The sequence below is a fragment of the Streptomyces sp. NBC_01537 genome (assembly GCF_045040445.1).
Taxonomy (GTDB): domain Bacteria; phylum Actinomycetota; class Actinomycetes; order Streptomycetales; family Streptomycetaceae; genus Actinacidiphila.
Genome location: NZ_CP109392.1, coordinates 9,496,098 through 9,521,271, shown reverse-complemented (window position 1 = coordinate 9,521,271; position 25,174 = coordinate 9,496,098). Strand labels below are relative to the sequence as shown.

Genomic DNA, 25,174 nt, shown 5'->3' with positions numbered 1-25,174 from the left:
AGCGCTCCAGATGATATGAGCCACCAATTTCCGCGCACAAGATGAATCATTGATTCATCACAAGTGACAAAAAGGTCCGGTCCGCCCCCATCGGGACGGACCGGAACCTGAGTTGGCGCGCCAGGGCCTGTGTCAGCCGGCGGCCGGCGGGACGGGCGTGGCGTGCGGGGTGCACGTCACGTCCTTGCCGTCGAGCGTGCCGCTCACCAGGTAGGCGGTCACGCGGTCGTTGATGCAGGAGTTGACCAGGCCGGTGACACCGTGGGAGCCGGCGTCCTTCTCGGTGATGAGCTCCGAGCCCTTGAGCCGGTGGTGCAGTTCGACGGCGCCGGAGTACGGGGTCGCCGCGTCACGGGTGCTCTGCACGATCAGGACCTTGGGCAGGCCCTTGCCCGTACGCACCTCGACCGGGGTCTGCTGGGGCACACCCCAGGTGGCGCAGGGCAGGTTCATCCAGGCGTTGGCCCAGGTCAGGAAGGGGTACTTGGCGTGCAGCGCGGTGTTGTCGCGGTCCCACTTCTTCCAGCTGGTCGGCCACTTGGCGTCGGTGCACTCAACCGCGGTGTAGACGGCGTTGCCGTTCTCCGAGGTGATGTTGCCGGCGGTGTCGCTGAGGTCCGGGGCGGCCGCGTCGACGAGCGCCTGGGTGTCACCGGCGGCGTACTTGCTCCACACACCGGCCACGGTCGCCCACGACGAGTCGTAGTACGGCGCGCTCTGGAAGAAGCCGAGCAGCTCGGCCGGGCCGACGACCCCGCCGATCGGGTTCGCCTTCGCGGCGGCCCGCAGGGTCTCCCAACCGGCCTGGACCTTCGCCGGGGTGTCCCCGAGGTGGTAGACGGAGTCGTACTTCGCGACCCACGCCTCCCAGTCGTCCCACCGACCCTGGAAGGCCACGTCCTGGTCCAGGTTGTTCTGGTACCAGATCTGGTCCCGGGCCGGGTTGACCACGCTGTCCACGATCATGCGGCGAACGTGGGCCGGGAAGAGCGTCGCGTAGACGGCGCCGAGGTAGGTGCCGTAGGAAACGCCGAGGTAGTTGAGCTTCTTCTCGCCGAGGGCGGCACGGATGACGTCGATGTCCCGGGCGGTGTTCGCGGTGGTCATCTGCGACAGCATCGCGCGGCCGGTGCGCTCGACGCAGCCCTGCGCGTACTCCTTGGCCAGCTTGCGCTGGGCGGTCTTGTCGGCCTCGGTGTCCGGGACCGGGTCGGCCTTGGGCGCCTTCACGAACTCCTGGGGGTCGGCGCAGGAGATGGGCGCGGAGTGGCCGACGCCGCGCGGGTCGAAGCCCACGAAGTCGTACGCCTTGGCGGTGTCCGCCCAGATGGCGCTCTTGGTGGTGACCCGGCGCGGGAAGCGCATGCCCGAGCCGCCGGGGCCACCGGGGTTGTAGATCAGCGCGCCCTGGCGCTCGGCGGCGGTGCCGGTGTTGCCGATGCGGTCGACGGCTATCTTGATCGTCTTGCCGTTCGGCTTCGCGTAGTCCACCGGGACGGTGACATAGCCGCACACGATGGGCGACTCGAATCCCCAGTCCGCCGGACACGCCGCCCAGTCGATCCCCGCCTTCGCGGCCCGGGCCGCCGCGACCGTCACGCCGTACGCCTCGGCCCGGCCGCCGTACGCGCCGGCGCTGCGTCCGGCGGAGGCGGCCGTTGCCGTGGCCGTGGTCGGTGCGGCGGCCGCCACGGCGCCGGTTATCAGCGCGCCGGTCACGCCGAGCACGGCGATGCGTCTCACGATGTTCCCCCTGGTTGTCTGTCTGTCGTCCTCACGGTACTGACGTTCACAGACAACGGGCAGGGTTCGCGGGCCGGTTGGCAAAGGCGAGGGTTTTCCCCCGCCCTGCCCCGGCCCTGTCGTTCAGCGCCAGCCGTAACGGTCCTTCAGGCGGTTGGCGACCAGGTTGAAGCGGCCCCGGTCCAGCGCGCAGGCCTCGCGGCGCATGCCGTCGGGGTGGACGCGCAGCACGCGGTCGAGGTTGACCCAGGAGGGGCGGCCGGTACGGTCCCAGGGGCCGATGCCGATGGGCTGCCATTCCTGGTCGTCGTTGTGCTCCTTGCTGGAGAGCTGGACGGCGAGCAGGGTGCCGGCGCGCTCGCGGGCGACGACCAGGACCGGGCGGTCCTTGCCGCGGCCGTCGTTCTCCTCGAAGGGCACCCAGGTCCAGACGATTTCGCCGGGGTCGGGGTCGCCGTCGTGGGCCGGCGCGTACTCCATGCGGACGGCGCCGACGCGCTCCGGGTCGGCCTCGGTGGTGGCCGAAGGGCCCTGGCGCCCGGGGGACTCGTTGTTGATCGAAGTGGAGGTCACGGGGCCACGCTAGCGGAGAGCAGCCGGCGCACCCGCAGCCCGTCCGGCGCTACGGCGGTGACCAGCGCGGCGGGGCCGGCCAGCGGGGTCAGGACCGCCTCGCCCTCGGCCGGGTCGGCGGACAGGATCCGGGCGTTCAGGGGCTTGTCCGCGTACTCCGGGTCCACGAGCAGCAGCTGGCCCGCCGCGCGGTGGGTGTGCAGCACGGCCGATCCCGGCCAGCCGGGGACGTCGGGGCCGAAGGACAGCTCCTGGTCCAGCAGCGGGCGGCCGGCAAGGCGGACGGTCAGGCGGGTGGTGAGGCGTCCCGTCTGCTCGCCGGTGCGGCCGAGGATCTGCTCCTCGCGCAGCACCAGGCGTGCCCCGGGGGCGAGTTCGACGGTCGTGGTCATGCGCAGGTCGCTGCCCCCGGCGGCGATGAGCGGCTCGGGCAGCCAGTGCAGTTCGGCGCCCTCACCGACGGTGAGGCGTACGTCGTAGTGCGCCCGCTCGCCGGTGCGGCCCGGCAGCGACACGGTGGCCGCCGCCGACCCGACGCGCAGGACCGCACCGGGCTCGACCACGGCCTCCACGGCCAGCCGGTCACCGCCCAGCGGCGCGCTCATCGCGCCGACGAGGGTGACGTGGGCCTCGTGCGGCCCGGTGGAGCGCGTACGGCGCGGGGCGAGCGGGCCCTCGCCGGTGAGGAGCGGGAGCGCGGTGCCGCCGCGGCCGTCGGCGACCGCCCTGATGCGGGCGGTGGCCTGGACGCCGCTCACGCCGGGACCGTGGTCCAGGCCGCGAGCCGCTCGTGGATCCAGTCGGCGACGGGCGCGACGCCGTTCGCGGCGACGAGCGAGGTGAAGGCCACCGGCAGGTCGCCGCGCTGGGCCTTGGCGTCGCTGGCCATCCGCTCCAGGTCCGAGCCGACGTAGGGGGCGAGGTCGGTCTTGTTGACGACCAGCAGGTCGGCCGTGGTCACGCCCGGACCGCCCTTGCGGGGGATGTCGTCGCCGCCCGCGACGTCGATGACGAAGATCTGGGCGTCGACCAGGCCCTTGGAGAAGGTCGCGGTGAGATTGTCGCCGCCGGACTCGACCAGGATCAGGTCCAGTGGGCCGACCTTCTCCTCCAGGTCCTCCACGGCCTCCAGGTTGGCGGAGATGTCGTCCCGGATCGCGGTGTGCGGGCAGGCGCCCGTCTCGACCGCGCTGATCCGCTCGGGCGGCAGGACGGCCTCGCGGAGCAGGTACTCGGCGTCCTCGCGGGTGTAGATGTCGTTGGTGACCACGGCGATCGACAGCGAGTCCCGCAGGGCCCGGCACAGCGCGGCGACGGTGGCCGTCTTCCCCGAGCCGACCGGTCCGCCCAGGCCGATGCGCAGCGCCCGGCGGCTGCCGTCCGGGCGGGTGGCAGGGCTGCCGTACGTGTAGCGCTCGGGGTAGTCGTGGTCGTGATCGAGGTGCATGGTCGGCTCCGGGGTTTGTCAGGAAGCTGCGTCAGGAAGCGAAGAGGCGTACGGGCCACGCGGCGTGCTGCTCCGCGTAGATGTCCAGCAGCGGCGCGGACGCGGCGGGCAGCGCGTCCACGCCCTCCTCCAGGGCGTTGGCCGCCGCGACGGCGGCCCGCGCCGCGACATCGTCCAGGTCGGCGGTCAGGCGGGCCAGCACCGCCGTCACCGCGAACGGGTCCAGGCTCAGCAAGCGTACGGCGGCCGTCGCCGGCCCCGTCACGGACTCGTACGCCGCCACCTGCGCCGCGTCGGCCGGCGTGAGCCCGGCCGCGCGGGCGGTCAGGCCCAGCACGACGGGCTGGTGAGCGCCCTGCGGGAGGGCGGCGGCGAGCGCCTCCAGCTCCGGCGACGGCCAGGCCGCTCTGGCCGCCCTCAGCATCTGCCGGCCCAGCTTGCGGGCCGTGGCGCGCAGCGCCGGTGAGGGCGTGCGGGCGTCGGCCGCCTCGTCCAGGGCCTGCGGGTCCACGCCTGCGGTCGCGGCGGCGGCCAGTGCCGCCGCGACCAGTCCCGAGGTGTGCAGCCTGCCCCGGCAGAACGCCTCCAGCGTGCCGGGGCCGGTGATCCGGCCGGCCTTGACGGCGGCTTCGGCGCCGCCGCTGTGGGCGTGGCCGCCCGCGGGAAAACGGCCGTCGGCGAGGACGAGGAGCGCGGCTTTTCGGCTAGCGGTCACAGATGCCGTCCATCAGAACAGGAAGTACCGCTGGGCCATCGGGAGCTCCGCGGCCGGAGCCGGGTCGATGACGTCGCCGTCGATCCGGACGGTGAACGTGTCGGGGTCGACCTCGACCCGCGGCAGGGCGTCGTTCTCCCGCATGTCGGCCTTGGTGACGGCGCGCGTGTTGCGAATGGCGACGAGCTTCTTGCCGAGCCCCAGCCGCGCCTCAAGGCCGTCGTCCAGGGCCGTCTGGGTGACGAAGTTGAACGAGTTCGCGGCGGGGGCGCGGCCGATCGCGCCGAACATGGGGCGGGGCATGACGGGCTGGGGCGTGGGGATGGAAGCGTTGGCGTCGCCCATCTGGGCGTAGGCGATCTGGCCGCCCTTGATGACGAGCTGGGGCTTCACGCCGAAGAAGGCGGGGTCCCACAGGACGAGGTCGGCGAGCTTGCCGGTTTCGACGGAGCCGACCTCCGCGTCGAGGCCCTGGGCGACGGCGGGGTTGATGGTGTATTTGGCGACATAGCGACGGGCCCGGAGGTTGTCGGCCCGGCCGTCGCCCGGGAGGGATCCGCGGCGCTTCTTCATGACGTGGGCCGTCTGCCAGGTGCGCAGGATGACCTCGCCGACCCGGCCCATGGCCTGGGAGTCGGAGGAGATGATCGAGATCGCGCCCATGTCGTGGAGGAAGTCCTCGGCGGCGATGGTGCTGGGCCGGATGCGGGACTCGGCGAAGGCGAGGTCCTCGGGCACGGCGGCGTTGAGGTGGTGGCAGACCATCAGCATGTCGAGGTGCTCGTCGAGCGTGTTGACGGTGTGCGGGCGGGTCGGGTTCGTCGAGGACGGGAGGACGTTGGGCTGCGAGACGACGGTGATGATGTCGGGCGCGTGCCCGCCGCCCGCGCCCTCGGTGTGGTACGCGTGGATGCCGCGCCCGGCGATCGCGGCGAGGGTGTCCTCGACGAAACCGGCCTCGTTGAGGGTGTCGGTGTGGATGGCGAGCTGGGCGCCGGTGGCCTCACAGACGCGGAGGCAGGCGTCGATGGCGGCGGGGGTGGAGCCCCAGTCCTCGTGGATCTTGAAGCCGAGGGCGCCGCCGCGCAGCTGGGCGTGCATCGACTCCGTCGAGACGGTGTTGCCCTTGCCGAGGAGGCCGAAGTTGACCGGGTAGTGCTCCAGCGCCTCGAACATCCGGGCCAGGTGCCAGGAGCCGGGGGTGATGGTGGTGGCCTTGGTGCCCTCGGCGGGGCCGGTGCCGCCGCCGACGATGGTGGTGATGCCCGCGGACAGCGCCTCGTCGACGATGGTCGGGGAGATGAAGTGGACGTGGGCGTCGATCGCGCCGGACGTGACGATCTTGCCGTTGCCGGCGATGATCTCGGTCTCGGGGCCGATGACGAGGTCCGGGTGGACGCCGTCCATCGTCTCGGGGTTGCCGGCCTTGCCGATGGCGGTGATCCGGCCGTCACGGATGCCGATGTCGGCCTTGACGATGCCCCAGTGGTCCAGGATGACCGCGCCGGTGATCACGGTGTCGGGGGTGCCGTCTGCGCGCGTAGCGCGTGACTGGCCCATGGACTCGCGGATGACCTTGCCGCCGCCGAAGACGACTTCGTCGCCGGAGTTGCCGGGGCCGCCGGAGAGATCCTTCTCGACCTCGATGAGGAGGTCGGTGTCGGCGAGTCGTATACGGTCGCCCGTCGTGGGCCCGAAGAGGTCGGCGTATACGGCGCGGGACAGCTCAGGCATCGAGGGAACCTCCGGTCTCGCCGCGCAGGCCTGCTACGACGCGTTCGCCGCCGAGCGGCACCAGGTCGACCTCGGCCGGGATGCCGGGCTCGAAGCGCACGGCGGTGCCGGCGGCGATGGCCAGGCGCTTGCCGCGGGCGGCGGCGCGGTCGAAGTCGAGGCCGGGGTTGGCCTCGGCGAAGTGGTAGTGGGAGCCGACCTGGATGGGACGGTCGGCCGAGTTGACGACGGTCAGGGTGGTGACCGGCTTGCCGGGGTTCAGGACGACCGGCTCGTCTGCGTAGAGGATCTCTCCGGGGATCATGCTGCCGTCCTCCTCAGGCGATCGGGTCGTGGACGGTGACGAGCTTGGTGCCGTCCGGGAAGGTCGCCTCGACCTGGACGTCGTGGATCATCTCGGGGATGCCCTCCATGACGTCGGCGCGGGTGAGGACCTTGCGGCCGGACGCCATGAGCTCGGCGACGGTGCGGCCGTCGCGGGCGCCTTCCAGGATGTGCGAGGTGATCAGCGCGATCGCCTCGGGGTGGTTCAGCCTGAGTCCCCTGGCCCGCCGCTTCTCCGCCACGTCGGCGGCGACGTGGATGAGCAGTCGTTCCTGCTCGTGGGGAGTCAGTTGCATGGCCACACCTCACATTTACGGATCCTGGCTTCCGTTATCCGGAAGTCGCAGGCTAGTTCGAAGCCATTACGGCAGCGTTAATTCACGTTACGTGCACAGCACCGGCGGACGGCAACCCGGGATCACGGCGTACCTCGGCGAGTGAGCCAAAGCGGAGCGGCCGCTGTCGAAAGGGAGAGCGCGCACAGGGAGCGAGGCACGAGCGACCGAGCACGTCGACCGTCGACAGCAGCTGAGCGCAGCGGCGGCGAACCGAGCCCCCAAAAAGAGGAGACAGCGGCTGAGCGCAGCGGCGGCGAACTCGCCGCTAATGAGGGGAGCGGTGCTCGGCCGCGATGCCGAAGCGGCGGCGTTCGCCCGTGGCGGACGCCGCGGGGCGGACGGCGGAGACCGTACTGATCACCTGCTCCTCCTCCGGGAGCTCGAGCTCCTGGAGTCGTTCCAGGTCAGCGGCCGACACGAGGGCGACGAGCGGCTTGCCGTGGCGGGTCAGGACCACGCGTTCACCGCCGTAGACAACGCGGTTGATCAGTTCCGCGAGCTCGGCACGCGCTTGTGTCACCGGGACTTCATGGGCCATGCTCACCATCATAACCGGATGTACGTCCTGTACATTTTTTACGCACGGAGGTGCAGCGATGCTTCGCCCGACCGCCCGCCACGTCCTGCCGGAGTTCAGTGAACGCACCAGTAGCGGGGTGCGCACCATGGACCCGTACTCCAAGCTCCTCCAGGAGCGGATCATCATCCTCGGCACCCCGATCGACGACACCTCGGCCAACGACGTGATGGCGCAGCTCATCCAGCTGGAGAGCGCGGCCCCGGACCAGGACATCAACCTCTACATCAACTCCCCCGGCGGCTCGTTCACCGCGATGACGGCGATCTACGACACGATGCAGTTCGTCACCTGCGACGTGTCGACGGTCTGCATCGGCCAGGCCGCCTCGGCCGCCGCCGTACTGCTGGCGGCCGGCGCGCCGGGCAAGCGGCTGGCGACCCCCGGGGCCCGGATCCTCATCCACCAGCCGGCGTTCGGCGATGTGATCCAGGGTCAGACCACCGATCTGGCCATCCAGGCACGGGAGATCGAGCGGATGCGCGAGCTGCTGGAGCAGCTGCTGGACCAGCACACCGGGCGGGGCGTCGAGCGCATCCGGGCCGACATCGAGCGCGACTGCTTCCTGGACGCCGAGGCCGCGCTCGCCTACGGACTGGTGGACCAGATCACCCTCAGCCGCAAGACCGGGTGACCGCGGTGGTGCCGGAACCGCCGCCGCTGCCCGCGCTGACGCGGGCCGAGGGTGAGCTGATCGACGCCTATCTGGCCGTCGTCGATCTGCTGGGAAGGATCAATCCGGCCCGGTCCAGGGACACCTACAGCGGGCTGCGCGCGGCGCAGGCGCTGGTGTCGCGGGCCGCCGAGCTGCGGGACGCACTGACGCTGATGCACACGCGCGGCGAGAACGAACTGCACACCGCGACCCTGGACCGCGCCCTGCGCGTGCTCGACGGGGAGCGGCGTGCGGGCCAGGTGGCCCTGCCGCCCGATCCGCCGCGCTGAGGCATCCGGCAGGGCCCTGCGGGAGCCGACGGGGCACCACACGGCGTCACCCGAATGGTGGAGTGCGGCGTAGGCGCAGCACAGGGCAGAAGTTGCACAAAGCGGCCGCACGGGGCGCGCGGGACAGCGCTGCGTCCCTGGTGCGCGACTCCCTCCGGGTGGCCAATGAGGGTGCGTAGAACAGAAGTCCACCCGAATAGGTGAGCCGTGAAGAGGCTCACATTCGACCGTTTGAGTTATGTATCAGCCGGTTCAATGGGTGACCATCCCTTCGACGACAAGCCCCCGCCAACCCGGCGGGGCGGTCCGGGTGGACGCCGAGTCCTGCCGCCTCCCGGATGCCAGGTCGACACGGTTGCATCGGCAGGAACGGAGGACCCAGGCATGACGGGGCCGACCGGTACCCACCGGGCCGTCCCCTTGGGGTGAAGCCGCATCAGCGGCCGGGCATCTTCGCCTGCCCGAACCCGACAGGTCATCCTTCGCAGGCGGTCGACGAAGGGTTGCGCATGACTGCGCGAACTGGCGTGTCCGCACTTCTGTCCAGGGTGGGGGCCACCTCGGCTCTCACCGCCGCAGCGATGGCCATCCCGGCGCTTCTGCCGGGTCTCGGCTCGCAGGCGGACGCGGCGACACTCTCCATCAAGGCACTCAACATCGCCGCGTCGAAGAAGGGATCGCCCTACAAGTACGGAGCCGCCGGACCGAAGAGGTTCGACTGCTCCGGGCTCGTCCTCTACTCCTACAAGAGGGCGGGCAAGAAGCTGCCGCGTACGGCGGCGTCCCAGTACAACAAGTCGCATCACCTCTCCGCGTCTCACCGCAAGGTGGGCGACCTGGTGTTCTTCCACTCCGGGCGGAGCGTCTACCACGTAGGCATCTACGCGGGTCACAACAAGATCTGGCACTCCCCCAAGCCCGGCACCAAAGTGCGGCTGGAGAAGATCTGGACCCGCAGCGTCTGGTACGGGCGGGTGAGCTGATGTGCTGAGATGACGTGAGCGTGAGCCGGAGGTGCAGGGCCCGCACCTCCGGCTCCCCTGCCACGAGGAGTCCCCGCTTGAGCCTGGAACAGATCCTGGCCGACGCCGCGAAAGGCGTCTTCCCGCCCGCGGACGGCGGCGTGACCGTGGTCGCGCAGCCCTCACCGCGCGACGCCGGGGTCCTCAACCTCACCGCGCACGCCGTGGTGTTCGCGGACGCGGACCCCCGGTGGATCCGCTCTCTGCTGCCGCCCGGCGACTTCTCGGCCCCGCTCAATCCGCCGTTCCTCACCGCGCTGTGCGAGCGCCTCGGGCGGCAGGTCAACAACATCGACCTGCTGACCCTCACCTCCGCCCTGCCGGGGCCGCCCCAGTCCGGGCTCGGCCTCGCCCTGAGGCCCACCGAGGACCGCACCCACCCCAGGATCACGCGAGCGCTGCACCACCGCGACGACATACGGGCCTGGACCGTGCCCGGCGGCACCCTGCTGATCGGGCGCGGCGTCGCCGGCCGCTGGGAGGTCGCCGTCGAGGTCGAGCCCCAGGCCCGCGGCGCCGGCCTGGGCCGCCGGCTGGCGCTGGCCGCCCGGCACCTGGTGCCGGACGGGGAGCCGCTGTGGGCCCAGATCGCGCCGGGCAACGCCGCGAGCGTACGGGCCCTGCTGGCCGCCGGGTACGTGCCGATGGGCGCCGAGGCGCTGCTGGTCGGCTGAGCGGGACCCGGACGGCGGCGCGGGTCACTGGACGGGCAGGCGCCACGGAAGAGTGATCCAGACCGTCTTGCCGCCTTCGTCCGTTGGGGTGACGAGGAGCTTGCCGCCGGATTCGGCGGCGAGGTGGCGGACGATCACCATGCCGCGCCCGTTGTCCTGCTGGACGGCGGCGGGCAGGCGTTGGGGCCAGCGGGGGTGGCTGTCGGTGACGCCGATGCGCAGCCGCTCGTCGCGGTCGAGGACGACGTCGACGGTGAAGGTCGGGGACTGGCCGAAGGTGTGCAGCACGGCGTTGGTGGCCAACTCGGACACGATCAGCCGCACGGCGTCGACGGCGGGCGCGGTGTCGGACATCCCCCATTCGGTGAGCAGTTCACAGACGTAGCGCCGCGCCGCGGGCACCGAGGCGGGGTCGCTCGGCAGGGTGACGGATGCTTCCTGGTGGTCTGCCATGGCGACGCTGTCCCTTTCCGCCGTGACCGGTGACCCCGGCGTGCGGTACGTCCAGGGACGGGTGCTTCGCGCCGGGGTGTACTCATCGTGCCGTTATTCCGGTCCGTCCACAGCGTTATGCATATATCTGTCCCTCAAAGCGGTGAACTCTGCTACGCGAGAGCGTAATTGCGCGGCAGACTTCGCAGCGGCGCGCGGCGCCCCCGACGAGCCGCGCCCAGGAGGAGTGACCCAGCATGCAGCACATGCCCGCCGTACGCCGCCGCAAGCTCGGCACCGAGCTGCGCCGCCAGCGCGATCAGGCCGGGCTGACCAGTGGCGACGCTGCCCGACTGGTCGGCTGGCACCAGTCGAAGGTGAGCCGGATCGAGACCGGGCGCAGCAGCGTACGCCCCGAGGACGTGGCCGCGCTGCTGGACGCGTACGGGGTAAGAGATCCGGAATTACGGGAGTTGCTCGACGCTCTGGCCGGTGAGGGCGCACGGGGTGGGTGGTGGCAGGAGTACCGGGAGGTATTGCCTGCGGCATATCGCGACTTCATCACTCTGGAAACGGACGCACTCCGGGCCCGGACGCTGGAGACCACGGTGGTGCCGGGGTTGCTGCAGACACCCCAGTACGCCCGGGAGCTGACCCGTTCGGTGCTGCCGCAGTTGGGGCCGCGCCAGGTGGAGGCGCTGGTGGACGTACGGATCGCGCGGCAGGTGGTGCTACGGGCGGATCCGCCGCTGGAGCTGTGGGCGGTGCTGGACGAGGCGGTACTGCGGCGCGTGGTGGGCGGGCCGGAGGTAATGGCGGCGCAATTACGCCATCTCGTCTGCATCGGGTCACTGCCGCACGTGCGGCTCCAGGTGCTGCCTTTCTCGGCGGGCGGTCACATCGGGGTTACCGGGCCTTTCGTAATCTTCTCATTTCCGCGCATTGCTGATCTGGACGTTGTTGTTCTCGACCATTTGATGAGTAGTCTCTATCTGGATCGGAAAGAAGACATCAGGGCGTACAGCGCCGCGTTCGACCGATTGCACTCCCACGCCCTGCCGCACGAAGACTCGTTGGCTCTCATCTCCAGCATCGCCGGGACCGGCAAAGGCGTTTAAGGAGGCACGCACCATGCCACCCGCACAGCCCCGGTACGTATCGTCCAGCAAGGCTCTTCTCCTCGCCGAGACGCTGTGGCACCGCAGCCGCCACAGCACAGCGGCGAACAACTGTGTCGAGACGGCCCGTCTGCGCTCAGGGCAGCTGGCCGTACGCGACTCCAAGGCCCCTGAGGGACCCGCACTGCTCTTCGGGCCTGCCGCCTGGAACGAGTTCCTGCGCTCGCTCCTTTGAACCGCAGCTGAGATCAGCCGCGCGGCGCCGTGCGCACGATCGTCCCGACGGCATCGGCGATCTGTCGGTCCGTCAGGTCCGCGCGCGCGGTGAGCCGCAGCCGGGAGACCCCGTCCGGCACGGACGGCGGACGGAAGCAGCCGACCGAGAGACCCTCGGTGCGGCAGTCCGCCGCCCAGCGCACCGCCGCCTCCGGTGAGGGGGCACGCACCGACACCACGCAGGCGTCCGGCCTGACCGCTTCCAGCCCCTCGGCGGTCAGCCGGCCGTACAGCTCACGGGCGACCGCACGGGCCCGTTCGGCACGCTGCGGCTCACGCTTCAGCAGCCGCAGCGCGCCGAGCGCGGCACCGGCGGCGGCCGGGGCCAGTCCGGTGTCGAAGATGAAGGTGCGGGCCGAGTTGACCAGGTGCTCGATCACCCGCGCCGGGCCGAGGACAACGCCGCCCTGGCTGCCCAGCGACTTGGACAGCGTGGCCGTACAGACCAGGTCGGGCGCCCCGGCCAGCCCGGCCGCGTCCGCCGCACCCCGCCCGCCCGCGCCGAGCACCCCGAGCCCGTGGGCGTCGTCCACCAGCAGGGCCGCGCCGTGCTCACGGCAGGCGGCGGCCAGCGCCGGCAGCGGTGCGGCGTCGCCGTCCACCGAGAAGACCGAGTCCGTTACGGCGACGGCCGGGCCGTCGTGGCCGTCCAGCGCCTTGCGCACCGCGTCCGGGTCGGTGTGGGGGACGACCTCTCTCGACGCACGGGAGAGCCGGCAGCCGTCGATGAGCGAGGCGTGGTTGGCGCTGTCCGCGACGACCAGGGTGTCCGGGCCGGTGAGCGCGGTGACGGCGGCCAGATTGGCCGCGTAGCCGGAGGCGAGGACGAGGGCCGCCTCGAAACCGCAGAAGGCGGCGAGTTCGCGTTCCAGCTCGGCGTGCAGCTCGGTGCTTCCGCTGACCAGCCGCGAGCCGGTGGCGCCCGCGCCCCAGCGCAGGCAGGCGTCGGCACCCGATCGGGTGACTTCCGGGTGCCGGGCCAGGCCCAGGTAGTCGTTGCTCGCCAGATCCAGCAGCGGCGAGTCGGCCGGGCGCGGGCGCAGGGTGCGCACCAGACCGGCGCTGCGGCGCAGGCCGGCCTGCTCGTCGAGCCAGTGGAAGGGATCGGAGGTGCCGCGGCTCATGGTCGTCCCTGGTCGGTCGGAGGGCGCTCGGAAGGGCTCGGGGAAGGCTCGGGGGGCTCTCGCGACGCCCTGGCAGCAACGTATCGGTCATGTCGTGGTGACGGCGTGTGGGGATGCCCACACCCCTGCTCCCCCGGTGTTGTGGCTTCCGGCCTTGGCCCGGAGCGGTGCATTGCGTCAGGATCGCGGCTATGGATCTGCTGAAGACACTGGTCGACAAGGGGCTGCGACGAGAGCTGCCCACCCGGGACGAGGCGCTGGCCGTGCTCGCGACCTCCGACGACGACCTGCTGGACGTGGTGGCCGCGGCCGGCAAGGTGCGCCGCCAGTGGTTCGGCCGCCGGGTGAAGCTCAACTACCTGGTCAATCTGAAGTCCGGGCTGTGTCCCGAGGACTGCTCGTACTGCTCGCAGCGGCTGGGCTCCAAGGCCGAGATCCTCAAGTACACCTGGCTCAAGCCCGACGAGGCGTCCAAGGCCGCCGCCGCCGGGGTCGCGGGCGGCGCCAAGCGGGTCTGCCTGGTGGCCAGCGGGCGCGGGCCGACCGACCGGGACGTGGACCGGGTCGGGCAGACCATCGAGGCGATCAAGGAGCAGAACGAGGGCGTCGAGGTCTGCGCCTGCCTCGGCCTGCTCTCGGACGGCCAGGCCGAGCGGCTGCGGGCGGCGGGCGCGGACGCGTACAACCACAACCTCAACACCAGTGAGGGCACGTACGGGGACATCACGACCACCCATACGTACGCCGACCGCGTCGACACCGTCCAGAAGGCGCACGCCGCCGGGCTGTCCGCCTGCTCGGGTCTGATCGCGGGCATGGGCGAGTCGGACGAGGATCTGGTCGATGTCGTCTTCGCGCTGCGCGAGCTGGACCCGGACTCGGTGCCGGTCAACTTCCTGATCCCCTTCGAGGGCACCCCGCTGGCCAAGGAGTGGAACCTCACCCCGCAGCGCGCCCTGCGGATCCTGGCGATGGTGCGGTTCGTGTGCCCGGATGTGGAGGTCCGGCTCGCGGGCGGCCGCGAGGTGCATCTGCGCAGCATGCAGCCGCTGGCCCTGCACCTGGTCAACTCGATCTTCCTCGGCGACTACCTCACCAGCGAGGGCCAGGCAGGCCAGGCCGACCTCGACATGATCGCCGACGCCGGTTTCGAGGTGGAGGGCGCGGGCGAGGTGACGCTGCCCGAGCACCGGGCGCCGGGCGGCGGCTGCGGCTCGGGCGGCGCCTCGCCGTGCGGCGACCACGCCGAAGCCGAACCGGCCGTCGTGGCCCCCCGCACCGACCTGGTCGCGGTGCGCCGCCGCGGCGCCGGGACGGACCTCGCGCCGAATGCGTGAGCCGCGTGGGCTCGGCCCGGCCGAGCTGCTCGACCTGGACCGGCAGCACGTGTGGCACCCGTACGGCCCGATGCCCGGCCGCACGGACCCGCTGATCGTCGAGTCGGCGTCAGGCGTACGGCTGCGGCTCGCGGACGGCGGCGAGCTGATCGACGGCATGTCGTCCTGGTGGTCGGCGATCCACGGCTACAACCACCCGGTCCTCAACGACGCCGTGCGCGAGCAGCTGGGCCGGATGAGCCATGTGATGTTCGGCGGGCTCACCCATGAGCCCGCCGTGCGGCTCGCCGCAAAGCTCGTCGAGATCACCCCCGAGCCGCTGCGGCATGTCTTCCTCGCCGACTCCGGCTCGGTGTCGGTCGAGGTCGCGGTGAAGATGTGCCTGCAGTACTGGCGTTCGCTCGGGCGGGGCGGCAAGCAGCGGCTGATGACCTGGCGCGGCGGCTACCACGGCGACACCTGGCAGCCGATGTCCGTGTGCGACCCGGACGGCGGTATGCACGACCTGTGGTCCGGGGTGCTGCCGCGTCAGGTCTTCGCGGACGCGCCCCCGGCGGCGTACGAGGAGGCGTACGCGGAGCACCTGCGGGAGACGGTCGCCCGCCATGCCGGTGAGCTGGCGGCGGTGATCGTCGAGCCCGTGGTGCAGGGCGCGGGCGGCATGACCTTCCACTCCCCCGCGTATCTGCGGGTGCTGCGGGAGGCGTGCGACGCACATGACGTACTGCTGGTCTTCGACGAGATCGCCACCGGGTTCGGGCGTACGGGCGCGCTGTTCGCGGCGGAGCACGCCGGGGTCTCCCCGGATGTGATGTGCGTGGGCAAGGCGCTGACCGGCGGCTATCTGACGATGGCCGCCGCCTTGTGCACGTCGCGGGTCGCCGAGGGCATCTCGCGGGGCGAGGTCCCCGTGCTCGCCCACGGCCCGACCTTCATGGGCAATCCGCTCGCGGCGGCGGTCGCCTGCGCGTCCATCGACCTGCTCCTCGGCCAGGACTGGGCCCAGGAGGTCAAGCGCATCGAGGCCGGGCTCCGGGACGGGCTGGCGGGCGCCGCCGATCTGCCGGGCGTACGCGATGTACGGGTGCTGGGCGCGATCGGCGTCGTACAGCTGGACCACGAGGTGGACATGGCGGCGGCGACCCGTGCGGCGGTCGGAGCCGGGGTGTGGCTGCGGCCCTTCCGGGATCTGGTCTACACGATGCCGCCGTATGTCACGGGTGACGGGGACGTGGCCCGGATCTGCGCGGCCGTGCGGGCCGCGGCGGCAGCGGGCTGAAAGGCCTCAAAAACCGGAAAGAGAGTCGGAGCTTCATGGCGATTGTCGTTGTCAGCGGCACGGGTACGGAGATCGGCAAGACGGTGGTCACCGCCGCCGTCGCGGCGACCTCGATGGCGGCCGGGCTGAGCGTCGCGGTTCTCAAGCCCGCCCAGACCGGTGTCGGCGCGGGCGAGCCCGGCGACGCCGCCGAGGTCGCCCGGCTGGCGGGCGACGCCGTCACCGCCGTCGAACTCGCCCGCTATCCCGAGCCCCTGGCCCCCGCCACGGCCGCCCGGCGGTCCGGACTGCCGGCCGTCCGCCCCGCGGACATCGCCGAGGCCGCGGCCAAGCTCTCCGCCGTCCACGATGTCGTCCTCGTCGAGGGCGCCGGCGGGCTCCTCGTCCGCTTCGACGAGGAGGGCGCCACCCTCGCCGACGCCGCCCGCCTCCTCCACGCCGGTGTCCTCCTGGTCGCCCCGGCCGGCCTCGGCACGCTCAACTCCGTCGCCCTGACGGCGGAGGCGCTCGCCGCTCGCGACCTGAGCTGCCTGGGCCTGGTCATCGGCTCCTGGCCCGAGGCGCCGGACCTCGCGGCCCGCTGCAACCTCGCCGACCTCCCGGGGGTCGCCGACGCGCCTCTGCTGGGCGCGATCCCGGCGGGGGCCGGTTCGCTGGAGCCCCCGCTGTTCCGCGCCGCCGTTGGCGAGTGGCTCGCGCCACAGCTGGGAGGGACGTGGAACGCGGCGGCGTTCGCCGAGCGATGGGCGCCGGCGCCCTGAGGGGCGTTCTTCCCCCACCCCGCCCCTTCCCGAAACCGGGCTCCGCCCGGACCCGCCAGGGGCTCCGCCCCTGGACCCCGGTCCTCAATCGCCGGACGGGCTGAATTTCAGCCCGTCCGGCGATTGAGGACACGCCCGAAGGGCGTTCGGCGTCAGGCATCCGCGAGGAGCCGCACCAGCTCGATGCGGGAGCGGATGCCGAGGCGGGCGAAGACGCCGCGGAGGTGGTGGTCGATGGTGCGGTGGCTGAGGACGAGGCGGGCGGCGATCTCGCGGTTGGTGGCGCCGTCGGCGGCCATGCGGGCGATCATGAGCTGCTGGGCGGTGAGGCGGGCGGTGACGTCGGTGGGCGGGACGGCGCCGGATTCGCCGCTGCCGCCGAGGGCGCGCAGTTCCGCGCGGGCCTGGGCGGCGCAGTGCGGGGCGCCGAAGTAGACGAAGGCTTCGTGGGCGCTGTGGAGGCGGTCGCGGGCTTCGGCGCGGCGGCGCAGTCGGCGCAGGGCGGAGCCGTACAGCAGCTCGGTGCGGGCGCGTTCGAAGTCGCGGGTGCCTGCGGCGTGCAGGTCGAGGGCGGTGCGGTAGTGCTCGTCGGCCTCCGCGCCGGGGGCGAGAAGGGCGCGGGAGCGGGCGGCGAGGGCGAGGTCGGCGGGGCTGCGGACGGCGGTGGCCCAGCGCTCGTAGTCGGCGAGGGCGGCGCGGGCTACGCGCGTATCACCGGTGCGTACGGCGGCTTCGACGTAGTGCGGGGTGGCGAGGTGGCGGATGGCCCGGTGGCCGTGGCCGGGGCCGAATCCGGCCAGCGCGCGCAGCCGGGCGGCGGCCTCGGCGGGGTGGCCGCTGCTCAGGTCCAGGAAGGCCAGGGCCCAGACTGCGAGGGCCGCGGCGAGGCCGAGGCCCCGGGGCAGGGCGTACGCGCGGGCGGCTTCGGCACGGGCACGGCAGGCGGCCTCGTCGCCGGTGACGGCGGCGAACATGGCCAGCGCCGCCTGCAGATGGCAGGCGCCGTTGTCCTGGCCGGTCTCGTGGGCCTGGCGCAGCGCGTCGAGCGCGGCGGCCTCGGCCGCGTGCGGGCGGCCGGTCCAGAATTCGGCGTACGTACGGAATTCCAGCGCCTGCGGCACGGCGACGGCGTCGCCGCGGGCGCGGGCGGCGGTCACGGCGCGGGCCGTGGCGAAGGCGGCCCGGGTGTGGTCGCCCAGCAGCAGGGCGGCGATGCCGCTGTGGGTGAGGTGGCTGGGCCCGTCGTCGGGGCCGTGCCGCCGGGCGGCGGCGGTCAGCGCGTCGCGGGCGTCGGTATAGCGGCCGTCGGCGGCGGCGGCGAGGCCGCCCAGCGTGCCGGGCGGCACGAGGCCGTGGTGGGCGGCGACCGCGGCCGCCTCGCGGCAGCGGCGCAGGTCGCCGGTGTAGATGGCGGCCTCGACGGCGCGGGCCAGCAGTTCGGTGGCGTGCTCCGGGTCGCTTGACGCCAGCCCGGCGGCCGCGTCCAGCAGGTCGTCGAAGGCGTCGGTCGCGGTGCCGCACCGCAGAGCGAGGACGGCGCGCAGCGGGCTGTCGTGCACGTCGGCGACGAGGTCGCGGGCCCGGTCGCTGTCGCCGTCCTGCCAGGCGTCGGCGGCGGCCTGTTCGAAGAGCCGGGGCACGGCGGCGGGGTCGGGGCACAGCTCCGCCGCCCGCTGGGTCAGGGCGCGGGCGAGGGCGGGCTGCCGGTGCCTGCGGGCCTCGGCCGCGGCGGCGACCAGCTCGGCCGTCAGCCGGCGGCTGGGCCCGAGCGCGGCGGCGCCCCGGTGCCATGAACGCAGCCCCGCCTCGCCCGCCCCGCCCAGGACCCGGGCCAGCAGGTGGTGGGCCTCGCGCCGGTCCTGCGCGGAGGCGGCCTCGTAGGCGGCCACGCGTATCCACGGGTCGCGGAAGGTGACCCCGGCCGCCGAGACATGGGCGATGCCCGCCGTCTCGGCCGGGTCGGCCGAGGCGGTGTCGAGCCCGGCGGCGGCGACGGCCCGCAGGAAGGCGTGGGTGGGCACCGGGTACTGGTCCGCGGCGGCGACCAGTAGCAGATGCCGGGTGTCCTCGGGGAGCCGCCGGATCCGTCTGCGGTGCCCGAGCAGCAGTGCGGGGGCCAGTTCCGCGGGCTCGTACGGCAATGGGTCGAGCCCCGACACCTGACGGCCGCTCAGCGCTGCCGCCGCCTCCGCGGTGGCGCGCGGATTGCCGTACGCCGAGCGCGCCAGCCGCACTCGCACACCCTCGGGAAGAGATGGCGACTGGTGCTGGGGATGCGGGGGGTTCACCACGTTCACCACACGATTGACGTTACTGGTGAGTCACCTGGCCGTAAAGACCGACAGAGACCGGCCGAGAGCGGCAACGACCGGCGAAGACCGGCGACTTCGCCGATGGCGGCACGCGTGAACCGCCTCACACTCCTGACTGACCCCCCACGACTATCTGGAGGCACCATGCAACGCCGCCTGGCCCGCTCCGCCGTCGCCGTCATCACCGCGACGGTCGCCTCGCTGCTGCTCGCCCTGACCGCAGCGGCCCCCGCGCACGCCGCCACCCACAACCCCGTCATCTTCGTGCACGGCATCAGCAGCAGCTCCAGCAGCTGGGACGACTGGGTCGCCGACTTCAAGGCCGACGGCTACACCTCCGGCGAACTGGACGCCTGGACCTACAGCTGGAGCCAGTCCAATGTCACCACGGCCTCCCAGCTCGCCACCGAGGTGAAGCGGGTACTGGCCGCGACCGGCGCGTCCAAGGTCGACATCGTCGCCCACTCGATGGGCGTCCTCAGCTCCCGCTACTACCTCAAGAACCTCGGCGGCACCGCGTACGTGGACGACTTCGTGTCGACCGCCGGAACCAACCACGGCACCACCGTGGCCTCCTGGTGCGCGTGGCTCTACACCTCCTGCGCGGAGATGTACACCGGCAGCAGCTTCCTGACCGCCCTCAACTCCGGTGACGAGACGCCGGGCAGCGTCAGCTACGCCAGCTACTGGTCGAACTGCGACGAGGCCCTCACCCCGGACACCACCGCGATCCTGAGCGGTGCGACCAATGTCGAGGTGGGCTGCATCTCGCACGACGAGATGAACAACGACTACGGCGTCTACGAGCAGGTGCGGGACTTCATCGCCTGATTGGCATCCGCGTCGGCGTCAGGCCGGGGAGTCACCTGACGCCGGCGCCGAAACCGCTCCTTGATTCTGTACCTACTGGTATGTACAGTCCGGGGCATGGAGACCACGGCCTCGGACCGCCTGATCGAGAGCACCCGCGAACTGCTCTGGGAACGCGGCTACGTCGGCACCAGCCCCAAGGCCATCCAGCAGCGGGCCGGTGTCGGCCAGGGCAGCATGTACCACCACTTCACCGGCAAGCCCGACCTCGCGCTGGCAGCGGTCCGCCGCACCGCCGAGGAGCTGCGCGCCGCCGCCGAGGCGCAGTTCGCCTCGCCGGGCACGGCCGTTGAGCGCGTCACGGCCTACCTGCGCGGCGAGCGCGACGTCCTGCGCGGCTGCCCCGTCGGCCGGCTCACCCAGGATCCCGAGGTCGTCGCCAGCCCCGAGCTGCGCCGCCCGCTCGACGAGACCTTCGACTGGCTCCGGCGGCGGCTCGCCGGCGTCCTCGCCGAGGGCGTGGCGCGCGGTGAGCTGCCCGGCTCGCTCGATCCGGCCGACACCGCCGCGACGATCGTCGCCGTCCTCCAGGGCGGCTACGTCCTGGCCCGCGCCGCCGGGTCCACGGATCCCTTCGACCGCGCCGTCGACGGCCTCCTCGCCCTGCTCGCCGCGTCCGTTCAGTCCTAGGGAGCCGCATGTACGCCATGCAGTACGAGATCACTCTGCCCGCCGACTACGACATGAAGGTCATCCGCGACCGCGTCGCCACCCGCGGCCATCTGATGGACGCCTACGAAGGGCTCGGCCTCAAGGCCTTCCTCATCCGCGAGCGCGGCCTCGACGGCTCCCCCGTGAACCAGTACGCCCCCTTCTACCTCTGGGACGACACCGGCGGCATGAACCGCTTCCTCTGGGGCGGCGGCGGCTTCGGCGGCATCGTCGAGGACTTCGGCCGCCCTGCCGTGAACCACTGGACGGGCGTCGCCTTCGGGTTCGGCGCGGCGCGCGGCGCGTTGCCGCGCGGCGCGAGCCGGCTCGTCGAGCGGATCGCGGCGGGTGCGGATCCCGCGACCGCGGTGGGCGCGGCGGTCTCGGCCTGGGAGCAGCGGGTCACCTCCCCCGGGGTGCACAGCTCGGTGCTCGCCGTCGATCCCCGGCGGTGGGAGATCGTGCGCTTCACGCTGTGGGAGGCCGCCGCCCCGGCGGGGGTGGACGGCGAGCGATACGAGGTCCTCCATCTGGCCGCACCCCACCTCGGGGAGGTGCCGGTCGGCAGGCAGTGGGCGTAAGAGGCCGCGGCGCGGCCTCTAAGTCGGTGGGCGTGCGCCCCTCCCCACGGACGATGCCCGGCACCGCGAAACGCTCTACGCTCGGTTGCGGTAGTACGACAAGCGGGCACTTCCACACGATGGGGGATGAACATGTCGACACCGGGCACCGGCGTCGCCGCCAGGGCCGACGGACTCACCAAGACCTACGGCACCGGGGAGACGCGGGTCGTGGCCCTGGACGCGGTGGACGCGGAGATCGAACGGGGGCGGTTCACGGCGGTGATGGGTCCGTCCGGGTCGGGGAAGTCCACGCTGATGCACTGCCTGGCGGGCCTGGACAGTGTGACGTCGGGGCAGGTGTGGGTCGGGGACACGGAGCTGACGGGGCTGAACGAGCGGGCGCTGACGCGACTGCGGCGGGACAAGATCGGTTTCATGTTCCAGGCCTTCAATCTGCTGCCCACGCTCAACGCGGCGGAGAACATCACGCTGCCGATGGACATCGCGGGCCGCAAGCCGGACCAGGAGTGGCTGGACCGGGTGATCGACACGCTCGGGCTGCGCGACCGGCTGAAGCACCGGCCGGCGCAGCTGTCCGGGGGCCAGCAGCAGCGGGTGGCGTGTGCGCGGGCGCTCGCGTCGCGGCCCGAGCTGATCTTCGCGGACGAGCCGACGGGGAATCTGGACTCGCGGGCGGGCGCGGAGGTGCTGCGCTTCCTGCGGGACGCGGTGGACGAGCTGGGCCAGACCGTGGTGATGGTGACCCACGACCCGGGTGCGGCGGCCCGCGCGGACCTGGTGCTGTTCCTGGCGGACGGCCGGATCGTCGACCGGATGGACCGGCCGACGGCGGAGGCCGTGCTGGAGCGCCTCAAGCGGTTCGACGGGCTGCGGAAGAGCTGAGGGGCGGGCCGTGTTCCGGGCGACGCTGCGGGGTTTCCTCGCTCACAAGGGCCGGATGCTGCTGTCGGCGCTGGCGGTGCTGCTGTCGGTGGCGTTCGTGGCTGGGAGCCTGATCTTCTCGGACACCGTCAACCGCACCTTCGACCGGCTGTTCTCCTCGACGTCCGCCGATGTGACGGTGAGCCCGAAGGAGGCCTTCAGCGAGGACGACCAGTTCACCTCCGGCGAGGTGCCGACCCTGCCCGCCGCCCTGTTGCGCCGGGTCGCGGCGGTGGACGGGGTGGCGGACGCCAGGATCGATGTCAGCGTGCAGAACGCGACCGTCGTGGACGCGCGCGGCGCGCAGGTCGGCCCGACGACCGGCGCGCCGACCATCGCCACCAACTGGTCGGTCTGGCCGCGCAGCCCGGTGAGGCTGACCAGCGGTCACGCGCCGCACGGCGGCGGCGAGGCGATGGTCGACGCCGACACCGCGCGCAAGAAGCACCTCGCCATCGGGGACACGCTGCGGGTGATCGCCCAGCCCGGCACCTTCCCGGTGCGGATCACCGGCATCGTGACCTTCGCCACCACCAACCCCGGCGCCGCCCTGCTCTTCCTGGACACCCCGACCTCGCAGACCCGGCTCATCGGCCGCTCCGGCGTGGCGACCTCCGTCAACGCGGACGCCCTGCCCGGCGTGTCCGACGCCGCGCTGAAGCGGCGGATCACCGCCGAGCTGGGCTCCGGCTACGACTACACGACGCAGGACGAGCAGGCGAAGTCCGCCGCGGCGAGCCTGTCCACCTTCCTGGATGTCATCAAGTACGTGATGCTGGGCTTCGCCGGGATCGCGGTCCTGGTCGGCGTCTTCCTGATCGTCAACACCTTCTCCATGCTGATCGCCCAGCGCACCCGGGAGCTGGGCCTGCTGCGCGCCCTGGGCGCCGAGCGCCGCCAGGTGCGCCGCTCGGTGCTGGTCGAGGCGCTGCTGCTGGGCCTGGCCGGCTCCACGCTGGGTCTGGCCACCGGGGTCGGCCTCGCGGTCGGCCTGATCCGACTGATGGGCGTGTTCGGGATGAACATCAGCGCCGCCGAGATGGTCTTCCGCTGGCCGACGCCCGTGGCGGCGTACGCGGTCGGGGTGCTGGTGACGCTGGTCGCGGCGTATCTGCCCGCCCGCCGGGCGGCCCGGGTCTCCCCCATGGCCGCGCTGTCCGACGTCGAGACCTCGGGCAGCGGCCGCCCGCTGCGCATACGGGCGGTGGGCGGGGCGGTGCTCACGGTCCTGGCGGCCGCCGCGCTGGGCGGCGCCGCCGCGAGCACCGACACCTCGGACGCGGCGTCGCTGCTGGGGCTCGGGATCCTGCTGTCGCTGATCGCGGCGGTGGTCGCGGGCCCGCTGCTCGTACGGCCGGTGATCCGGGTGCTCGGCGGGGCGTTCCCCCGGGTCTTCGGCCCGGTGGGGCGGATCAGCCAGCGCAACGCCCTGCGAAATCCGCGCCGCACCGGCGCCACCGCCTCCGCGCTGATGATCGGGCTGGCGCTGGTCACCGGCATGTCGATCGCCGGGGCGTCGATGTCGCGGTCCTTCGACCACGAGATCGACAAAACCCTCGGCGCGGACTTCATCGTCCAGGGCGGCAGCAGCTACATGCCGTTCACCCGGGAGATCACCGACCGCGTGCGCAGGGTGCCCGGCACCGGCGCGGTCGTCACGCAGCGCTACGCGCCCGTACGGCTCACGCTCCCCAGCGGGCGGACCGCAAAGGTGGTCGGCACGGCCATCGGCTCCGGCGCCGATGATGTCCTCAACTTCGACTACGCGGCGGGGAACACCGCACGGGCACTCGCTCCGGGCGCGATCTCACTCGACAGGGACTACGCCACAGGGCACCGTCTGCGGATCGGCAGCCGGGTGCCCGCGCTGTTCGCCAACGGCCGGACCGCCACCTTCACCGTGCGCGCGCTCACCACGCAACAGGGCGCCATCGGCGGCTTCGACGACGCCGCGCTGATGATGGGCCTGTCCACGGCCGAGCGGTATCTGCCGGACAGTCGGGACGCCGCGCTGTACGTCAACGCCGCGCCCGGCACGGACACAGACGCGCTTCGGGCCTCGCTGGAGAAGACCCTCAAGCCCTATCCGCAGGTCGAGGTGCGCGACCAGGCCGACTACAAGGCGCTGGTGCGCGGCCAGATCTCGGTACTGCTCAATCTGGTCTACGGGCTGCTGGGGCTGGCGATCGTCATCGCGGTCATGGGCGTGGTCAACACCCTTGCCCTGTCGGTCGTGGAGCGCACCCGCGAGATCGGGCTGCTGCGGGCGATCGGTCTGTCCCGCTTCCAGCTGCGCCGGATGATCCGGCTGGAGTCGGTGGTGATCGCGGTCTTCGGGGCGGTGCTGGGGCTGGGCCTCGGGCTGGTGTGGGGTTTCGCCACGCACGAGGTGCTCGCGCTGGAGGGCATGGCGGCGCTGGCGGTGCCATGGCCGACGGTGGTCGCGGTGGTGGCGGGTTCGGTTCTCGTAGGGCTGATCGCGGCGCTGTTGCCCGCGCTGCGGGCCTCGCGTATGAACGTACTCGCGGCGATCGCACACGAGTGACCGACCATCAGGGGGATCTCATGGCACGGGAGTTCAGGTTCGGCGGCGCTCTGCTGGAAGCCGACTCGGGCGAGGGCTGGGCGAAGAAGTGCGAGCGGGTCGAGGCCGCCGGCTACGACGTCCTGCTGGTCCCCGACCACCTCGGCTGGCCGGCGCCCTTCCCCTCGCTGGTGGCCGCCGCCGGGGCCACGGAGCGGGTGCGGCTGGGGACCTTCGTCCTCAACGCCGCCTTCTGGAACCCGGCGTTGCTCGCACGCGAGGTGGCCACCACCCAGCAGCTCACCGGCGGCCGCCTGGAACTGGGGCTCGGCACGGGTTACGTACGCGAGGAGTTCGAGCGGGCCGGTCTCGACTACGGGACCCCGCGCAGCCGCGTCGACCACCTGGAGCGCCTGGTGGCCGAGCTGGAGCCGCTGCTCCCCGAGCCACGCCCCCCGATGCTGCTCGGCGGCAACGGCGACCGGATGCTGCGGCTGGCCGCGCGGCACGCCGGCGTCGTGGCCTTCACCGGTGCACGGCACGACACCGACGGCGCCCTGCGCCTGCTCACCGCCGAGGCCGTGGACGAGCGGGTGGCCGCCGCGCGGCGCTTCGCGGCGGAGCAGGGCACCGACCCGGAGTTCAACATCCTGGTGCAGCGGGTCGTGGTGACCGACGACCGCGAGGCGGCGGCCGCCGAGGTCGCGCCGCGCGTCCCCCATCTGAGCATGGAGCAGCTGCTCGACGCGCCGACGCTCCTGTTCGGCACCGTCGCGCAGATCGCCGCGCAGGTGCGGGCGAACCGGGAGCGCTTCGGGTTCTCCTACGTCACCGTCCTCGAGCCTTCGATGGAGGCCTTCGCGCAGGTCATCGAGGAGCTGCGGGCGTGCTGA

At 72.4% G+C, this 25,174-nt stretch carries 27 protein-coding genes and 1 riboswitch; of the genes, 15 read left to right on the top strand and 12 right to left on the bottom strand.

Annotated elements, in window-relative coordinates; all coding sequences use genetic code 11:
* Nucleotides 1-132 precede the first annotated feature (132 nt).
* From OG607_RS43575 to OG607_RS43535, 9 genes are all read right to left on the bottom strand, one after another.
* On the bottom strand, nucleotides 133-1,746 hold the full coding sequence (locus OG607_RS43575; RefSeq protein WP_405737450.1) for an alpha/beta hydrolase: 1,614 nt from the start codon (nucleotides 1,744-1,746) through the stop codon (nucleotides 133-135).
* A 120-nt stretch (nucleotides 1,747-1,866) separates the two neighbouring features.
* Nucleotides 1,867-2,316 (bottom strand): type II toxin-antitoxin system PemK/MazF family toxin, encoded by a 450-nt coding sequence (locus tag OG607_RS43570; protein WP_405735809.1) that lies wholly within the window; start codon nucleotides 2,314-2,316, stop codon nucleotides 1,867-1,869.
* Nucleotides 2,313-3,074 (bottom strand): urease accessory protein UreD, encoded by a 762-nt coding sequence (locus OG607_RS43565; protein ID WP_405735807.1) that lies wholly within the window; start codon nucleotides 3,072-3,074, stop codon nucleotides 2,313-2,315. Before OG607_RS43565 ends, OG607_RS43570 begins: the two co-directional genes overlap by 4 nt.
* Nucleotides 3,071-3,763 (bottom strand): urease accessory protein UreG, encoded by a 693-nt coding sequence (ureG, locus tag OG607_RS43560; RefSeq protein ID WP_405735804.1) that lies wholly within the window; start codon nucleotides 3,761-3,763, stop codon nucleotides 3,071-3,073. Before ureG ends, OG607_RS43565 begins: the two co-directional genes overlap by 4 nt.
* Before the next feature lie 31 nt (nucleotides 3,764-3,794).
* Complete coding sequence (locus OG607_RS43555) at nucleotides 3,795-4,478, bottom strand: urease accessory protein UreF (protein ID WP_405735802.1); 684 nt, start codon at nucleotides 4,476-4,478, stop codon at nucleotides 3,795-3,797.
* Nucleotides 4,479-4,490: 12 nt separating this feature from the next.
* On the bottom strand, nucleotides 4,491-6,212 hold the full coding sequence (locus OG607_RS43550; RefSeq protein WP_405735799.1) for an urease subunit alpha: 1,722 nt from the start codon (nucleotides 6,210-6,212) through the stop codon (nucleotides 4,491-4,493).
* Nucleotides 6,205-6,516 carry an urease subunit beta gene (locus OG607_RS43545; RefSeq protein ID WP_405735796.1) on the bottom strand — a complete coding sequence of 104 codons (312 nt, stop codon included), beginning with the start codon at nucleotides 6,514-6,516 and terminating at the stop codon, nucleotides 6,205-6,207. Before OG607_RS43545 ends, OG607_RS43550 begins: the two co-directional genes overlap by 8 nt.
* Nucleotides 6,517-6,529: 13 nt before the next feature.
* Nucleotides 6,530-6,832 (bottom strand): urease subunit gamma, encoded by a 303-nt coding sequence (locus OG607_RS43540; RefSeq protein WP_329321152.1) that lies wholly within the window; start codon nucleotides 6,830-6,832, stop codon nucleotides 6,530-6,532.
* 307 nt (nucleotides 6,833-7,139) lie between these two features.
* Entirely contained in the window at nucleotides 7,140-7,412 is a 273-nt protein-coding gene (locus OG607_RS43535; RefSeq protein WP_405735794.1) for a type II toxin-antitoxin system Phd/YefM family antitoxin, read from the bottom strand.
* 58 nt (nucleotides 7,413-7,470) lie between these two features.
* Here OG607_RS43535 and OG607_RS43530 point away from each other — a divergent pair, with 58 nt between their 5' ends.
* The 4 genes from OG607_RS43530 (at nucleotide 7,471) to OG607_RS43515 (ending at nucleotide 10,092) form a co-directional block, all read left to right on the top strand.
* Nucleotides 7,471-8,085, top strand: a complete 615-nt coding sequence (locus OG607_RS43530; RefSeq protein ID WP_405735791.1) for an ATP-dependent Clp protease proteolytic subunit — start codon at nucleotides 7,471-7,473, stop codon at nucleotides 8,083-8,085.
* 5 nt (nucleotides 8,086-8,090) lie between these two features.
* Nucleotides 8,091-8,396: a hypothetical protein gene (locus tag OG607_RS43525; protein ID WP_405735788.1), complete on the top strand. Its 306-nt coding sequence runs from the start codon at nucleotides 8,091-8,093 to the stop codon at nucleotides 8,394-8,396.
* A 315-nt stretch (nucleotides 8,397-8,711) separates the two neighbouring features.
* A riboswitch (cyclic di-AMP (ydaO/yuaA leader) is annotated at nucleotides 8,712-8,902 on the top strand.
* Between the two features lie 3 nt (nucleotides 8,903-8,905).
* Nucleotides 8,906-9,379, top strand: coding sequence for a C40 family peptidase (locus OG607_RS43520; RefSeq protein ID WP_405735786.1), 474 nt, complete (start codon nucleotides 8,906-8,908; stop codon nucleotides 9,377-9,379).
* A gap of 77 nt (nucleotides 9,380-9,456) precedes the next feature.
* Nucleotides 9,457-10,092, top strand: coding sequence for a GNAT family N-acetyltransferase (locus OG607_RS43515; protein WP_405735784.1), 636 nt, complete (start codon nucleotides 9,457-9,459; stop codon nucleotides 10,090-10,092).
* Nucleotides 10,093-10,116: 24 nt separating this feature from the next.
* Here the strand turns inward: OG607_RS43515 and OG607_RS43510 are convergent, their stop codons facing one another.
* Nucleotides 10,117-10,545, bottom strand: coding sequence for an ATP-binding protein (locus OG607_RS43510; protein WP_405735781.1), 429 nt, complete (start codon nucleotides 10,543-10,545; stop codon nucleotides 10,117-10,119).
* 236 nt (nucleotides 10,546-10,781) lie between these two features.
* Between OG607_RS43510 and OG607_RS43505 the strand changes: the two genes are divergently transcribed.
* Together OG607_RS43505 and OG607_RS43500 are read left to right on the top strand one after the other, a co-directional pair.
* Nucleotides 10,782-11,642 carry a helix-turn-helix domain-containing protein gene (locus tag OG607_RS43505; RefSeq protein WP_405735778.1) on the top strand — a complete coding sequence of 287 codons (861 nt, stop codon included), beginning with the start codon at nucleotides 10,782-10,784 and terminating at the stop codon, nucleotides 11,640-11,642.
* Between the two features lie 13 nt (nucleotides 11,643-11,655).
* A complete protein-coding gene (locus OG607_RS43500; RefSeq protein WP_405735775.1) occupies nucleotides 11,656-11,877 on the top strand; it encodes a DUF397 domain-containing protein in 222 nt (73 codons plus the stop codon).
* 13 nt (nucleotides 11,878-11,890) lie between these two features.
* On the opposite strand, the gene OG607_RS43495 is transcribed toward OG607_RS43500, so the two are convergent.
* The gene (locus OG607_RS43495) at nucleotides 11,891-13,042 is read right to left on the bottom strand and encodes an 8-amino-7-oxononanoate synthase (protein ID WP_405735772.1); all 1,152 of its coding nucleotides are present in this window, start codon (nucleotides 13,040-13,042) and stop codon (nucleotides 11,891-11,893) included.
* A 191-nt stretch (nucleotides 13,043-13,233) separates the two neighbouring features.
* Here OG607_RS43495 and bioB point away from each other — a divergent pair, with 191 nt between their 5' ends.
* From bioB to bioD, 3 genes are read left to right on the top strand one after another with little or no spacing between them, the layout of a single operon-like run.
* Nucleotides 13,234-14,379 (top strand): biotin synthase BioB, encoded by a 1,146-nt coding sequence (gene bioB, locus OG607_RS43490; protein ID WP_405735769.1) that lies wholly within the window; start codon nucleotides 13,234-13,236, stop codon nucleotides 14,377-14,379.
* Nucleotides 14,372-15,658 (top strand): adenosylmethionine--8-amino-7-oxononanoate transaminase, encoded by a 1,287-nt coding sequence (locus tag OG607_RS43485; protein WP_405735767.1) that lies wholly within the window; start codon nucleotides 14,372-14,374, stop codon nucleotides 15,656-15,658. The genes bioB and OG607_RS43485 overlap by 8 nt, the downstream gene beginning before the upstream one ends.
* Nucleotides 15,659-15,693: 35 nt before the next feature.
* Nucleotides 15,694-16,419: a dethiobiotin synthase gene (gene bioD / locus OG607_RS43480; protein WP_405735764.1), complete on the top strand. Its 726-nt coding sequence runs from the start codon at nucleotides 15,694-15,696 to the stop codon at nucleotides 16,417-16,419.
* Nucleotides 16,420-16,571: 152 nt separating this feature from the next.
* Here bioD and OG607_RS43475 read toward each other — a convergent pair whose 3' ends face one another.
* A complete protein-coding gene (locus OG607_RS43475) occupies nucleotides 16,572-18,719 on the bottom strand; it encodes a LuxR C-terminal-related transcriptional regulator (protein WP_405735761.1) in 2,148 nt (715 codons plus the stop codon).
* A 156-nt stretch (nucleotides 18,720-18,875) separates the two neighbouring features.
* Between OG607_RS43475 and OG607_RS43470 the strand changes: the two genes are divergently transcribed.
* From OG607_RS43470 to OG607_RS43445, 6 genes are all read left to right on the top strand, one after another.
* Nucleotides 18,876-19,562 (top strand): esterase/lipase family protein, encoded by a 687-nt coding sequence (locus OG607_RS43470; RefSeq protein WP_405735758.1) that lies wholly within the window; start codon nucleotides 18,876-18,878, stop codon nucleotides 19,560-19,562.
* Between the two features lie 96 nt (nucleotides 19,563-19,658).
* Nucleotides 19,659-20,231, top strand: coding sequence for a TetR/AcrR family transcriptional regulator (locus tag OG607_RS43465; RefSeq protein WP_405735756.1), 573 nt, complete (start codon nucleotides 19,659-19,661; stop codon nucleotides 20,229-20,231).
* Nucleotides 20,232-20,239: 8 nt separating this feature from the next.
* Nucleotides 20,240-20,833, top strand: a complete 594-nt coding sequence (locus OG607_RS43460; protein WP_405735754.1) for a DUF4865 family protein — start codon at nucleotides 20,240-20,242, stop codon at nucleotides 20,831-20,833.
* Nucleotides 20,834-20,965: 132 nt separating this feature from the next.
* Nucleotides 20,966-21,718, top strand: coding sequence for an ABC transporter ATP-binding protein (locus OG607_RS43455; RefSeq protein ID WP_405735751.1), 753 nt, complete (start codon nucleotides 20,966-20,968; stop codon nucleotides 21,716-21,718).
* Nucleotides 21,719-21,728: 10 nt separating this feature from the next.
* Nucleotides 21,729-24,302 carry an ABC transporter permease gene (locus OG607_RS43450; RefSeq protein ID WP_405735749.1) on the top strand — a complete coding sequence of 858 codons (2,574 nt, stop codon included), beginning with the start codon at nucleotides 21,729-21,731 and terminating at the stop codon, nucleotides 24,300-24,302.
* A 20-nt stretch (nucleotides 24,303-24,322) separates the two neighbouring features.
* Entirely contained in the window at nucleotides 24,323-25,174 is an 852-nt protein-coding gene (locus OG607_RS43445; RefSeq protein ID WP_405735747.1) for a TIGR03621 family F420-dependent LLM class oxidoreductase, read from the top strand.